Origin of the sequence: Cribrihabitans pelagius, assembly GCF_048820915.1 — a bacterium.
Classification (GTDB): domain Bacteria; phylum Pseudomonadota; class Alphaproteobacteria; order Rhodobacterales; family Rhodobacteraceae; genus Cribrihabitans_A; species Cribrihabitans_A pelagius.
Genome location: NZ_JBMERR010000011.1, coordinates 99,710 through 113,314, shown reverse-complemented (window position 1 = coordinate 113,314; position 13,605 = coordinate 99,710). Strand labels below are relative to the sequence as shown.

The following is a 13,605-nucleotide window of genomic DNA, read 5'->3' as shown; positions in this document are numbered from 1 at the left end:
AAGATGATTCTTGCCAGTCATTTGCAATTGATAAGCGCATCTTCTGCTTGGCCTCTCAATCGGATTGACGTTCATTTTTTAAAGAAAGCGGGTTTTGGGCGTTAAGCGTGCGCTCCGGTCCCGGAAACGCCGTCGCCATCGGCTCGGATTCCGGGCACCGCCGAAGTGAGCTGGCAGCCCGGATCAGCGGGGACCGCCGGTGCGGCAGCCCGTTTTTTCCGAAGCCGTTCAGATGCGCCGCCTGGCTGCCGCGCGAGACGTCCTGCAAGAGGCAATTCCGCGGGTTGGATCCTGCGGGGCCGATTGTACTTGATACACGCGGCGGTCAGCGTCCGCGCAGTGTGGATATTCTCACGATGATGCGCGGCAATCGCCTGGAGCGAGTTCGCTTCGGAGTTTCTCAAGGCTGAAGCGCAGTTCCTGTTCCGAGATGCCGCCAAAGGCGAGCCTCATGGCCTGAGGAACGGCATCGCCAACCGCGTAGGGAGCCGCGGACGAGACCGCAATGCCTTGCTCCGAAAGCCGCGCGATCACTGGTTCGGCCCGCTCGCCTTTGGCGAGAGGCAGCCATGCGAAGCTTGCGTTCTCATGTGCAACCATCGGGATGCCGGCCAGAATCTCTTGGCACAGCTTCTGACCCGCGGCACCCGAACGCCGCCTCTCAGCCTCGAATCCGGCAACAGTGCCATCTTCGATCCAATGGGTAACAAGTGCCGAAATCAAAGCTGGAGTGTTCCACGTTGTCGCTCTGACCACGCGGGAGACGGCGCTCCTCCAGCGGTCCGGAACGATGAGGTATCCGATCCGCAGCCCCGTAGCGACGCTTTTTGAGAAGCCTCCCGCGTGGATGGTCCGGTCAGGCGCCAGCTCGGCGAAGCCCGGCGGAGGCGATGTTTCAAGGAACGCATAAGCGCTGTCTTCGATGATGATGAGATCGTGCCGTTCGGCAACAGCCGCGATCTTCCGGCGCGCCTCTTCCCCCATGACGGTTCCAAAGGGGTTATGAACTGTCGGCATAAGATAGATGGCTTTCAGCGCTTTCTGGCGGCACTGCCTGTCCAGGTCATCCGGATCCATGACCCCTTGCTCCCCTTGCACCGCGCACAGCGACAGGCCGTGCAATGCAGAGACGGACTTGAAGCCGGGATATGTCGCCGGGTCTGTGCCGACGGCATCCCCTTTTTGCAGCAGGCCCATAACCGCGATCATGAGCCCGTGCTGGCCGCCGGAAGTGATGAACAGGCTTTCGGGATCGACCGGCGCGTGAACCGAAGACAGATGACTGGCGATGATCCTCCGTTCATGCGGACGGCCGCCGTGCGGCTGATAGCGCAGCATGGATGCGAGATCCCCGGACGCGGCAAGCCGCTTCAGTCCTGCCCGCAGCACCTCTGAATCGTTCGGGCCGCCCGGGATGTTGAACACCAGGTCGATGAGGCCGTCGCTGCCGTCCTGCTCCAGGCCAAGCGTCAGGGGCAGTGCCGGATCGCGGACGAACATTCCCCGCCCGGCCTCGCCGAGGATCAGCCCCCTGCGCTTCAGCTCGTTATAGGCCCGGGTGGCGGTGGCCAGAGCGACCCGGTGCTGCTCGGCGAAATGCCGGTGGGTCGGAAGCCGCGTGCCCGGAGGCAGCTCTCCCGCCTCGATTTGCAGCGCCACGGTGTCCGCCAATTCTGTGTATCGCATCTAGTGCAGCACCCAGCTGTCCTTAGTACAATAAAGTAATTGTAATGGTTTGAGCCCTGTGTCAACCAAAGAGCATCCTGAAGGGCGCGGACACACCTATGACGAAAATCATCCCCTCCTCTCTGCTCGCTGCGGCGCTGTTCACGGTGACTTTTGCCGTGAACCTCCAAGCGCCCCTGTACAGCGTTTACGCGGCAGAAAGCGAGGTTGGCGCAACCGCGGTCACCTTTGCATTCGCAGCCTATGCCGCCGGCTTGATGCCGGCACTGATGCTTCTTGGCGGCCTGTCGGACCGTATCGGACGCCGGATTCCGGTCGCGGCCGCCCTCCTGCTCGGCCTGACCGCCACGCTGCTGCTGGTCATATATCCCAGCTGGCAGGTTCTGGTTGCTGCCCGTTTCATGCTTGGTGCCGGCACAGGTCTGGCAACCACCGCGGGCACGGCGTACATGGTTGAGATCCTTGGTGAAAGCAAAGCCAAGGAGGCCGCCCTTCTGGTGACGTCGGCGACATCTCTGGGATTTGGCGGCGGCGCCCTGGCTACTGGTGTCAGTCTGGATCTGCAGGGGCCGGCAACCCTGCCGGCCAGTTTTGCCGCGCTTTTCCTGCTTGCGCCGGCCCTTGCTGTGTCCACGCTGCTGTTGCCGCGGACTGACCTTCGCAAGGCCGTGCCGTTGTTGCGCTTGCCTGTGTTTCCGCCGCGGACCTGGCCCTTTGGCGTTGCGCTGGCCCTTGCCTGGTCAACGACAGGCATGACGATCGCCGTGGTTCCGCTGCAACTGGAAGAGCAAGGGTTCGGCGCCTACACCGGGCTGGTTATCTTCCTTGCAATCTTCATCGGTTTCCTGTGCCAGCCCGCGGCCCGCAGGATGAGCAATCCGGGATCTCTGCTCGCGGGGTACATCCTGGTTCCGTTCGGCTTTCTCATGCTTCTGGCAGGCGTCTGGTCCCAGTCCATCATTCTGATCCTGGCCGGAACCTGTACCACCAGTTCGGCCAGCTATGGCTTCACCTACCTTGCCAGCCTTTCCGAATTTTCTCTTCGTGCCCCGGAGAACCGCGCCCGGGCAACAGCTGGGTTATTTGTATACGCTTACGTGGGCTTCTCCCTGCCGGTCATCGCCAGCGGCGCGCTCGCCGACGCGTTCGGCCTGCTGACAGCCATGAGCGCTTTCCTGGCCTTCCAGCTGACGGTCACGGTATTTGCGGCCAGCATCTGGCAGATCCGCCACCCGCGGGCGGAGGTCAAGCCCGCGTAAACACCGCAGGGCAACTGCCCGCCTCCGGAAGCGGAGGGCAACAGCTTCCATCTTCCATTCTCCTTGGTTGCCAGCAGGATAGGGGACGTGCCGCAACCCGGAATGGAATGCGCCCCCGGGTACAGCAGCAGGCTGCGTAATGCGAATTATGTTATTTTTACGCCCGGTACAGTGACGGAAGCGTCCCGCCAGGAAAACAGTTTGGCCGCGCCGCCGCGCGCTCTATCCTATGGCGCAAGGGGAAACTGTTTTGGACACGTCATGTTACAGGACAAGCGCAAGGATCTGGATTCGGAGAAGCAGAAACAGCTGCTGCAACGGCTTCTGGAGGAGCTCAGCCGGACAGAGCCGGACTTCTACTACCGCTCCACCAGCGAGGTCGCGGCGCTCCTGCAGCAGCGTATCGACGGCGGGGCCCGGCTTTCGGCGGAGGAAAAAACCCTGCTGAAACGCCTGAGCCGCCGCGACATCGGAATGCTGCTGAGCCTGCACTGATCCCGCCGGGCCCTGGCCGGCCAGTCATACTGCGGCCCGGTGCCCATGGCGACGGCGCCGGTCAGGCTGATCGAGCCGGAGCGCGCCCCGCCGGCATCGCCGGTTTCGCCCTGTTTGCCGTGTGTGCCGTGTCCTTCCGTCATGGTCCCGTCCCTCTTTTCCGTTGCCGTTCCGTCCGCCGCGCCGTCAAATGCGGACCCGCCGCAGCCGCAGCGCGTTCACCACCACCGACACCGAGGAGGCGCTCATCGCGAAGGCGGCGAACATCGGGCTGATCAGGAGGCCAAAGACCGGATACAGCAGCCCGGCCGCAACCGGAACGCCGGCGGCGTTGTAGATCATCGCAAAGAACAGGTTCTGGCGGATGTTGCGCATGGTGGCGCGGGCCAGGCGCCGGGCGCGCACGATGCCGTCCAGGTCGCCCTTCACCAGCGTAAGGCCCGCGCTTTCGATGGCCACATCGGCGCCGGTTCCCATGGCGATGCCGGCATCGGCCTGGGCCAGCGCCGGCGCGTCATTGACCCCGTCCCCCGCCATCGCAACCTTGCGGCCCTGGCCTTGCAGCTCCTGCACGATGCGGGCCTTGTCCTGCGGCAGGACGCCGGCCCGGATCTCGTCTATGCCCAGCGGCCCGGCCACGGCGCGGGCCGTCCGTTCGTTGTCGCCGGTTGCCATGATGATGCGGAAGCCGAGACCGTGCAGCGCCTGCAATGCCGCGGGCGTGGTTTCCTTGACCGGATCGGCAACCGCCACCAAACCGGCGACGGCACCGTCGAGAACCACGAACATCACGGTTTCGCCCTTGTCGCGGCGGGCGTCTGCCTTGGCCTCCAGCGCTGCCGCCTCCAGCCCCAGGTCCTGCACCAGCCGCAAGTTGCCAAGCGCCACGGGCCGTCCCTCGACCCGCCCCATGACCCCCTTGCCGGTAACTGCCTCGAAATCCGTGACCTTGCCCAATTCCGTGCCCAGGTCCGTGCCCCGTTCCCGCGCGCCGGCCACGATTGCCTCGGCCAGTGGGTGCTCGGAGCCTTTTTCCAGCGCCGCTGCGAGGCGCAGGACCTCGGCCTCCGCGTGACCGGGCTCGGGCAGCACCGCCACCAGCCGCGGCTTGCCCTCGGTCAGGGTGCCGGTCTTGTCGACGATCAGCGTATCCACCTTCTCGAACCGCTCCAGCGCCTCGGCGTTCTTGATCAGCACCCCGGCCTGGGCGCCGCGCCCGGTGGCCGTCATGACCGACAGCGGCGTCGCCAGACCCAGCGCGCAGGGGCAGGCGATGATCAGCACCGCAACGGCCGAGACAAGCGCATAGCTCAGCGCCGGCGCCGGTCCCCACAGCGCCCAGGCAATGAAGGCCAGCACCGCAACCGCGATGACCGCCGGCACGAACCAGCCGGCCACCTTGTCGGCGTATTTCTGGATCGGCGCCCGGCTTTTCTGGGCGTTGGCCACCATCCCGACGATCTGCGACAGCAGCGTGTCGGCACCGACGCGGGTGGCTTCGATGATCAGCGAGCCGGTGCCGTTGATGGTCGCGCCCGTGACCGGATCGCCTGCGGTTTTCTCCACCGGCACCGGCTCGCCCGAGATCATGCTTTCATCGACCGGAGAGCGCCCCTCGAGCACCACCCCGTCCACCGGCACCTTGCCGCCGGGCCGCACCCGCAAGCGGTCGCCCGGATGCACCTCCTCCAGCGGAATTTCCTCCTCCTGGCCGTCCGGGCGGATCACCAGCGCGGTCTTGGCCGCCATGTCTAGGAGCGCCCGGATCGCCTGGCCGGTGCCCTCGCGGGCGCGCAGCTCCATCACCTGGCCCAAGAGCACCAGGGTCACGATCACCGCTGCGGCCTCGAAATAGACGCCGACATGGCCTTCGGCATCGCGGAAACCCGCCGGGAAGATGCCGGGCACCAGCACCGCCACAACGCTGAACAGCCAGGCGGCCGTCACCCCCATAGCAATCAGGCTGAACATGTTGAGCTTCAGGGTGCGGAAGGAATGCCAGCCGCGCACCAGGAACGGCCAGCCGCACCACAGCACCACCGGCGTGCCGAGCACCAGCTCGATCCACTGCGCCGCCCGCTCGCCGAAGAGGCCGCGCACGCCTTCGAGTCCGAGCATAGGGCCCATTGTCATGAGCAGCAGCGGCAGGGTGAGAACCGCGCCCGCCCAGAAGCGGCGGGTGAAATCCACAAGTTCCGGGTTCGGCCCCTCCGCCGCCGCCGATCCGGCCTCCAGTTCCAGCCCCATGCCGCAGAGCGGGCAGGCGCCGGGTTCTGTCTGCCGCACCCCGGGGTGCATCGGGCAGGTGTAGACCGGCCCGTCCCAGCCCGCGGGCACGGTGTCATAGGCGCCCGCCGCCGCGGGCTCCGCTGCGCGATGCCCATGCCCTGCGTGATGAGTGCCGCCGTGTCCGGCCGCCTCGCCTTCGGGCACCAGATGCATGCCGCACACGGGGCAGTCTCCGGGACCCGGCGCGCGCACCCCGGGGTGCATCGGGCAGGTGAACACGGTGCCTCCAGCCGTCCCGGCATTCGAGCCGCTGTCAAAATTGGTCATGCGGTTACCCTCCTGTGCGAAAAATGCCGGCGTCCCTTCCAGCCTGCGGGCGGCCGCGAGCCAGGCCCGTCTTGCGCCCGGGCCGCCCGCAGGACCTGGAGGCCCGTGAGCGGCCCGGGTCCGGCCCCGCCGCGCACAAACGCACCGGGCCGCGCCCGGAGATCCCGCTTCCAAGGCGGACGAGGATGAAACCTGGAGGCAGTATCCCATCGATGGCCGCGAGCGGGAAGCGCCGGCAGCCCGGCGGCACAGCTGATCAAGCCAATTGAGATGCACGGCACTGGACGGCTGGCAGCGGCGGCCCCCAGCAGCGCATACTTGCCTCTTCGGCCCGGGCTCAATGCCAGCGGAAAACCATTCTGAGCCATGCCGCCTGCCCGAAAGTTATGCTGCGAAAAAAGGTGTTACGGCGCGATCACAGGTTAGTAGGCGCAGATCCGGAAGTGCCAGATGACGCACTTGCGGATTTGTACCGGCCTGTCGCAGCCGGGGCGGCTGCGACACCATGTTACAAAATCAGCCGCACCGGGCGCGGCGGGATATCACTCCGCCGCGCTGCGGGTCTGGTCGACCAGCTGCTGCAGCCGGCTCTGCTCGGCAAGCCCCGGCACCAGATTGCCGCCCACCACGAAAGAGGGCGTGCCGTTGAAGCCAAGCGCGCCCGCCAGCCGCATCGAGGCGGCGATGTGCGCCTCCACCTCGGGCGCTTCCATGTCGCGGCGCAGCTGTTCCGTATCCAGGCCAACCTCCTGGGCCGCACGCATCACGGTGGCTTCGCCGGCCCGGCCCTCCATACCCATCAGCGCCCAATGAAACTCCTCGTATTTGCCCTGATTGCGGGCCGCCAGCGCCGCCCGCGCCGCAAACACCGAGCCTTCGCCCAATATCGGCCACTCGCGGTAGACGACGCGGACGTTTTCATCAGCCTCAAGCAGCCCTTGCACATGCGGCATCGCCCGGCGGCAATAGGGGCAGTTGTAGTCGAAGAACTCGACCACCGTGACATCGCCCTCCGGATTGCCCAGCACCGGCGCGTTGGCATCGCGTTCCAGCATGTCCCGGTTGTCTTCCAGGGCGTTTTGCACTGCGGCATCCTGAGCCGCTGCTTCGCTGCTCCGCAGTTTTTCGACCGCCTGCATGATGATCTCGGGCCGCTCCATGATGGCCTCATAGACCAGTTGCTTGATCTCTTCCTCGCTCAGGTCCGCCGCCGGGGCGAGCGAAGGCAAGGCTGCCAGGCTCAGGGCGAGGGCTGCGCGTTTCATCCGGGTCATCGGTCTGTTCCTTCCTGTCCGGCTTGCGCCGCTGTTGCGTCCGCCTGCATCTGCCGGAGCTCCTCCGGCCGGGCGGGTTTGATGTGCCTGAAGCTGCCGCGGGGCGCGGCACAGCCGGCCTCCCCCGCTCATCCCTGCACCCTGAGCCAGGTCATCATGCCCGAGGCCGCATGGGACAGCATGTGGCAGTGAAACGCCCAGTCGCCGGGATTGTCCGCGGCAAAGGCGATCTCGGTGGTCTCCCCGGCCAAGCTCAGCACCGTGTCGCGCAGCGGCCCCAGCGTGCCATCCGCCGCAATGGTGCGGAAGTGCATCCCGTGCAGATGCATCGCATGCGGAAAAGCGGTGGCGTTGCGGATGGACAGCCGCACCGTCTCCCCGCTGGCAATGATGGCCAGGGGCGCATCGGACATGCCGACCACCCCGTTGAAGGCCCAGAACCGGTTCGCTTCTGCCATCTGGCGGAAGCTGGCCTTTTCCCCGTCCATCACCGCACCGCGCAGGGAGCCCATCGCGCCGCCCTCCATATCGAGGTGCAGAACCCGCGCGTCCGCGAGCCCTGTCACCGCCATCTTCGGGTTCGGCGGCAGCGGTGCGGGCGCTGAGCGGCGGGCGGTGCTGGCGGTGCCGCGCACCGGAAATGCCGCCTGGGCATAGCCGCCGTCGCGGTCTGCCCGCACGAGGATTGCCTCTTCGCCGGCTTCGGCGGTGACATCGGCGATCAGGTCGGCGCGCTGGCCAGGGCCAAGCACGAGCGGACCGGACACAGGCTGCGGCTGCACCAGCGGCATCCCGTCCAGCGCCACGATCCAGCCGTCGAGCCCGGCCAGCGCCAGCGGAAACACCCGCGCGTTGGCGGCATTGATCAGCCGCAGCCGCAGCCGCTGATGGCGCTTCACCTCGAATGACCAGGAGGGCTGGCCGTTGGTGGCAACGAAATTGCCCATCCGCCCGGCGTGCGAGCGGTCGCGGGGCGCGCCGAACACCGGATGCACCTGCCCGGTCCCGGGGTCCAGAAGCCAGTCGTCCAGCACCAGCACCGTATCGGCGTCCACATCCGGCGGCGCCGCTTCCTCGACGATCAGCGGGCCGTGCAGCCCGCGGGCCACCTGTTCCGCCGAGCGGTTGTGCGCGTGATACCAGAAGGTGCCCGCGTCCGGCAGCGCGAAGTCATAATCGAAGCTGCCGCCGGGCGGCACCGGCTCCTGGGTGAGCCCCGCCACGCCGTCCATCGCGTTGGCCGCCCGGATGCCATGCCAATGCACCGTGCTGGCCTGTGGCAGACGATTGACAAAGCGCCGCTGCACCCGGCCGCCCTGCGGCACCCGGATCTCCACGCCCGGCGTGCGGCCGCCGTAGCTCCAGATGCGGGTTTGAGGATAATCCGGCGGCAGCAGCTGGAAGGCGGCCTCCGCCGCGCGCAGCTCTTCCATGCCGGCCAGAGCCGCCCTGCCCGGGCCCGGCAGTGCCGCCGCAAGCCCCGCGGCACCCGCGGCGCCAAGAAATTTCCGCCGTGAAAGCATCGCTTCCCCCTTGTTCAAAAACGCGGGCCGCTGGCGGCGGCCCGGCATTTGTTCAGCCGCCGGCCGGTAGGTCCATCAGATAGGCTGCCATCGCGCGGCGGTCCTCGTCTGTCAGGAAGGCGGTGCCCTGGAACACCACCTCTGCCATGGAGCCGCCCATCGCATCGCCCGAAGGCGTCAGGCCGGACTTCAGCCCATAGGCCAGCGCATCCGCGTCCCAGCCTTTTGCGCGCAGGCTGGCCGGGTCGATTGCCGGCGCCCTGGAGCCGCCCGGCAGGCGGTCGTTGCCCTTGAAGCGCAGCTCCGCGTCCCGCGCCCCGGCCAGGTTGCGGCCGGTGTGGCAGGCGGCGCAATGGGCCGCGCCTTCGACCAGCGCGCGCCCGCGGTTCCACTGATCGCTCCTGCCCGGCACCGGCGCAGTTTCCGGCGGCTCCAGGAAGGCGGCCCGCCACAGCTTCAGCCCCCAGCGCTGGTTGAAGGGGAAGCCGGTGTCATGCGGCCGGTCCGGCTCCGCCACCGGCGGCACCGTCTGGAACGCCGCCCAGAGATCGGCGATCTCCTGATCCGTGAAGTTGGCGTAAAACGGATAGGTGAAGGCGGGGTAGTAGGGCTCCCCCGCGGGCGAGATCCCCTGACGCACCGCGCGGGCGAAATCCGTCTGCGTCCAGGCCCCGATCCCATGCTCGGGATCGGTGGTCAGGTTGGGCGGGTAAAAGGTGCCGAAATCGGTCGCCAGGGGGGCACCGCCTGCCAGCGGCTTGCCGCCGCCTTCGGTGTCCGTGTGGCAGGCGATGCAGCCGCTGGCCCGGGCCAGATAGGCCCCCCGCGCCGCATCCCCTTCCAGTTCGGACAGGGCGGGCTCCTCCCCGATCGGCCAGGCCGCAAGCGCGGCGATCACCGATCCTCCGAAGACGGCAGCGGCTGCCGCTCCGGTCACGATCCAGCGCATGTCACTTCGCCTCTGCGCGGAATTTGGAGTGGCAGGCCGAACAGGTCTGGCTGAGCATCGTGAAAACGCCGTCGGCGGGCATTTCCGCAAGCTCCTCGCGGCCCGGCGCGGCGTGCATGGGCGCCCCTCCCATCATCGAAGACACGCCCTGCATGCCCGAGCCGCCCATCATCGTGGCGCCGCCCATCATGCCGCCGCCTCCCATCATGTCCGGGGTGCTGTGCGAACCTGCCATCATCAGACCGTTGTCCGCAGCCAGCGCCAGCCCCTCCGAGAGCGTCTCCAGCTGTCCGGCAAGCGCGCTGAACTCGCCCCAGTTGCTCCAGATCGCGGGTTTGGCCTCGGAGGGCATGCCATCCGTTCCCTCCGGGAACAGTTCCGTCATCGTTTCACCAGCGTGGCCACCGATACGTCCGGCGGCGGCGCGCACGGCGTCCGCATCATAAGGCGCCTTGCCCTGCATCATCGGCGTCAGCGCCTTCATCGCCTTGCCCATGTCCGCCATCGCGTCCATGCGGTCCTTGACGATTCCGGTGGCCCCGCCGTGTGCCCAAACCGCGCCAGCGGCAGTTCCGGCGGCCACGGCCGCGATCGCAATCTGCTTGAGTTTCATTCTGCTTGTCCTGTCTTTGCCTGATTGAATTTACCGCAACTCAGACCAGGACTCGCGGCGGCGGCGGGTCGAAACAGGGACCCCAGCCGCAGGCGCTGCGGGGCAGCCGCCGGCTCAGGGGCTTGAACCGCGGCGGCGCCGCGGGCTGCTCAGCAGGGGCCGCAAATATGGCGAAGACCGAGCAATCCAGCCCGGCATGGCAATGCCCCAGGCGCGCGTCTCCGGCAGGGTCATCCAAGGCGCCGGCGTCCAGGTGTGCCGCATTCACGCTCCGGTCCACCGGTTGTCCGGCATGGGCGTGCGCTGCCTCCGGCGCTGCCAACAGCGCCAGGACCCCGGCGGCAAGCGCCAGGCGGATCCAGATCAGCCAGTTTGCTGCCAGGCGCACCGTCACCGGATCCCGTTCTCCTCCTGAAGCTCCCGCACGTAGCGCACAACGTACTGCACTTCGGCATCGGTCACACCCGGCACCGGCGGCATGTTGCCAAAGCGCCAGTGGTGCGCCCGCACGCCATTCTTGGCGGCCAGCAGGAAAGCTGTGTCGGAATGATGGCTCGGTTCGTAGATCTTGTGCACCAGCGGCGGCGCGGTGCCCTCCTGACCGGCGGCATCGGCGCCATGGCAGCTGGCGCATCTGGCCTCGTACACGCGCTTGCCGATCTGCGCGTCTTCCGACAGCGCGGCGGGAAGCCTGACTTCGGCCATCGGCGCGCCTCCGGCACTGCCGCCGCCTGCCGGAGCCGGGGCCCGGCCCCGCGGCTCCGGCCCCGGGCGCAAAACACCCCACAAGGCCATGCCGCCAATGAGAATTACTGCCGATGCTGCCGCCAGCTTCGTCCTGTTCATGCCCTTGCCTGCTCTCGTTGCTCCTGCCGGCCGCGATGCTCCGTCCGTTTGACACCGGCAGCGGCCGCCCCCGAAATGCCGGCTTCCAGCGCGGGAAGGTCAACCGCGCACCGCCGGGTTTTGTGTATCCGAATGTAACCGTTCCCCTGTGCCGTCCGTTCCGGCCGCCAGCGGGATCGCAAGAACAGCCTGAAGACCGCCGCCGGGTCGGCTGGCAAGCGTGATGTCGCCGCCATGCGCCCGCAGGATGGTGCGGGCAATCGACAGGCCCAGCCCGTGGCCGCCGGTTTCAAGCGAGCGCGAGGCCTCCAGGCGCAGGAACGGCTCGAACACCTTCTCGAGGTCCTCTTCGGGGATGCCGGGGCCGCTGTCGGCCACGGTGATCACCGCACTGCCGCCCTGCTGCCCGTAGCTCACGCAGGCCGAGCCGCCATAGCGCAGGGCGTTCTCGATCACATTGCGCAGCGCCCGGCGCATCGCGTTCGGGCGCAGGCCAACGGCGAGGCGCTTGCCGGGCTCCAGTTCGAACTGCTCCAGCATATCCGCTTGCAGCTGGCCCAGAAACGCCCCGAGCTCGCAGGTCTCGAACGGCTCTGTCCCGGCCAGCCCGCGGGCGAAATCGAGCGCCGAGTCCACCATGCCCTGCATTTCCCCGATGGAGGATATCAGGCTCTGGCGGGTCTCTTCCTCCTCCACGAACTCCGCCCGCACCCGCATCGCCGTCAGAGGCGACCGCAGATCGTGGCCAAGCGCCGCCAGCAGCCGGGTGCGGTCGGCCACGAACCGCGTGAGCCGCTCCTGCATGCGGTTGAAGGCGCCGGTCAGCTCGCGGACTTCCGGCGGGCCGGATTCGGGCAGCGCCGCCACGTTGTCCCCCCGGCCAAGCCGGTCGGCCGCCACCGCCAGCCGCCGCAGCGGGCCGGTGACCCGGGTGATCAGGAACCAGAAAACGGCAATCAGGATGGCAGCGGCACTCAGCGCAAAGGTCAGCGCCGACTGCCGGGGCCATTGCAGCGGCGGCCGCTCGAAGCGGGTGCCGACATTGAGCCACTGGCCGCTGGACAGGGCAATGGAGAGGGTCATTTCGATGGCGGACATCTGGCCGCGCATCATCTCCCGGTGCATCTGCGCCATCTCGGGGGCGAGGTGCGGCAGCGGCAGTTCCGCGCTGTCGACCTCATGCAGCTCGACACGGATCTCGCGGCTGTAACTGTCCCCCAGAAGCGCCCGCACCCGTGCCTCCACCGCGCCGGTGCCGCCATGTGAGGTGTGCTGAACTTCCGGCAGCCGGGAAAGATCGAACCGGACAAGCGGCGAATCCGCCGCCCGCAGGATCGACGGGTGCAGGCTGGGCGGCGCTTCTTCAAGCAGCCGCGCCACATTCGCGGCCCGTCCGGCGGTTTCGGCACCGATTGCGGTCCGCACTGCCAGGCTGCGCTCGTCGACGAACAGCCACAGGCTGACTGCCTGCGCCGCCATCAGCGCCAGGATCACCAGCAGGATGATGCGGGCGTGCATACTGGCGAAGACCCTGCGCACCGGGCTACTCTGCCTCGACATCGGCCGCCAGGCTGTAGCCGCCGTTGCGCACCGTGATGATCAGCTGCGGGCGCAGCGGGTCGCGTTCCACTTTCCGCCGCAACCGGCTGATCTGGTTGTCTATGGTGCGGTCCAGAGGCGCCGCCGGGCGGCCCGCGGTGAGCCCCATGAGCTGGTCGCGGCTCAGCACCAGCCGCGGGCGTTCGAGCAGCACGGTCAGCAGCTTGAAGTCCGCCCCGGTGAGGGCGGTTTCGCGGCCGTCGCCGCCGGTCAGCACGCGGCGGTCGCAATCCAGCACCCATTGGCCGAACCGCACCCTCTTGCCGGCCAGGCTGCCCGCCAGCGGCTCGGAGCGGTCCGCGCGGCGCAGGACCGCCTTGATCCGCGCCAGCAATTCGCGGGGGTTGAAGGGTTTCGGCAGATAATCGTCCGCGCCGATTTCCAGGCCGACGATCCGGTCGGTCTCCTCGCCAAGCGCCGTCAGCATCAGGATCGGGATGCGGCCCGACAGGCGGCGGCACACCGACAGCCCGTCCTCGCCCGGCATCATCACGTCGAGCACAATGAGATCGAAGTGCCCGGCGGCCAGCTGCGCGTCCATCTCGGCCGCGTCCTTTGCCGCCGCCGCGCGCATGCCGTTCTTCTCCAGAAAGCGCGTCACCGCGGCCCGGATTTCGCGGTGGTCATCGACCACGAGGATATGCGGCGTCTCGTTCATCGGCTTCACAATAGGTTGTTGGCGCGGGGCCGGCCGCCCCGAATTTGTCACTGTCTGTATCAGCCGCATGATCTGAGACAAGGCGATACAAACCTGAAATCTGGCAGGCTGGAAGCGCCAGGCTGTGCAGCACAGATTGGCCATATC

General features: G+C 67.6%; 12 protein-coding genes. 2 read left to right on the top strand and 10 right to left on the bottom strand.

Annotated features, from left to right (window positions below; all coding sequences use genetic code 11):
- Positions 1 to 55 precede the first annotated feature (55 nt).
- Positions 56 to 268: a hypothetical protein gene (locus tag ACOHX0_RS11640; protein WP_420676897.1), complete on the bottom strand. Its 213-nt coding sequence runs from the start codon at positions 266 to 268 to the stop codon at positions 56 to 58.
- An 83-nt stretch (positions 269 to 351) separates the two neighbouring features.
- The gene (locus ACOHX0_RS11635) at positions 352 to 1,686 is read right to left on the bottom strand and encodes an aminotransferase-like domain-containing protein (protein WP_420676896.1); all 1,335 of its coding nucleotides are present in this window, start codon (positions 1,684 to 1,686) and stop codon (positions 352 to 354) included.
- A 98-nt stretch (positions 1,687 to 1,784) separates the two neighbouring features.
- Here ACOHX0_RS11635 and ACOHX0_RS11630 point away from each other — a divergent pair, with 98 nt between their 5' ends.
- Entirely contained in the window at positions 1,785 to 2,945 is a 1,161-nt protein-coding gene (locus tag ACOHX0_RS11630) for an MFS transporter (RefSeq protein ID WP_420676895.1), read from the top strand.
- Positions 2,946 to 3,206: 261 nt separating this feature from the next.
- On the top strand, positions 3,207 to 3,440 hold the full coding sequence (locus tag ACOHX0_RS11625) for a hypothetical protein (protein ID WP_420676894.1): 234 nt from the start codon (positions 3,207 to 3,209) through the stop codon (positions 3,438 to 3,440).
- Between the two features lie 186 nt (positions 3,441 to 3,626).
- Here the strand turns inward: ACOHX0_RS11625 and ACOHX0_RS11620 are convergent, their stop codons facing one another.
- From ACOHX0_RS11620 to ACOHX0_RS11585, 8 genes are all read right to left on the bottom strand, one after another.
- Positions 3,627 to 5,996, bottom strand: coding sequence for a copper-transporting P-type ATPase (locus ACOHX0_RS11620; RefSeq protein WP_420676893.1), 2,370 nt, complete (start codon positions 5,994 to 5,996; stop codon positions 3,627 to 3,629).
- A 542-nt stretch (positions 5,997 to 6,538) separates the two neighbouring features.
- Positions 6,539 to 7,270: a DsbA family protein gene (locus ACOHX0_RS11615; protein WP_420676892.1), complete on the bottom strand. Its 732-nt coding sequence runs from the start codon at positions 7,268 to 7,270 to the stop codon at positions 6,539 to 6,541.
- Positions 7,271 to 7,398: 128 nt separating this feature from the next.
- Positions 7,399 to 8,793: a multicopper oxidase family protein gene (locus ACOHX0_RS11610; RefSeq protein ID WP_420676891.1), complete on the bottom strand. Its 1,395-nt coding sequence runs from the start codon at positions 8,791 to 8,793 to the stop codon at positions 7,399 to 7,401.
- A 52-nt stretch (positions 8,794 to 8,845) separates the two neighbouring features.
- Positions 8,846 to 9,742 (bottom strand): c-type cytochrome, encoded by an 897-nt coding sequence (locus ACOHX0_RS11605; RefSeq protein ID WP_420676890.1) that lies wholly within the window; start codon positions 9,740 to 9,742, stop codon positions 8,846 to 8,848.
- Between the two features lies 1 nt (position 9,743).
- A complete protein-coding gene (locus tag ACOHX0_RS11600) occupies positions 9,744 to 10,355 on the bottom strand; it encodes a c-type cytochrome (protein ID WP_420676889.1) in 612 nt (203 codons plus the stop codon).
- Between the two features lie 390 nt (positions 10,356 to 10,745).
- Positions 10,746 to 11,060 (bottom strand): c-type cytochrome, encoded by a 315-nt coding sequence (locus ACOHX0_RS11595; protein ID WP_420676888.1) that lies wholly within the window; start codon positions 11,058 to 11,060, stop codon positions 10,746 to 10,748.
- Between the two features lie 240 nt (positions 11,061 to 11,300).
- Entirely contained in the window at positions 11,301 to 12,719 is a 1,419-nt protein-coding gene (locus ACOHX0_RS11590; protein WP_420676887.1) for an ATP-binding protein, read from the bottom strand.
- A gap of 25 nt (positions 12,720 to 12,744) precedes the next feature.
- Positions 12,745 to 13,458: a response regulator gene (locus tag ACOHX0_RS11585; protein WP_420676886.1), complete on the bottom strand. Its 714-nt coding sequence runs from the start codon at positions 13,456 to 13,458 to the stop codon at positions 12,745 to 12,747.
- Positions 13,459 to 13,605 lie beyond the last annotated feature (147 nt).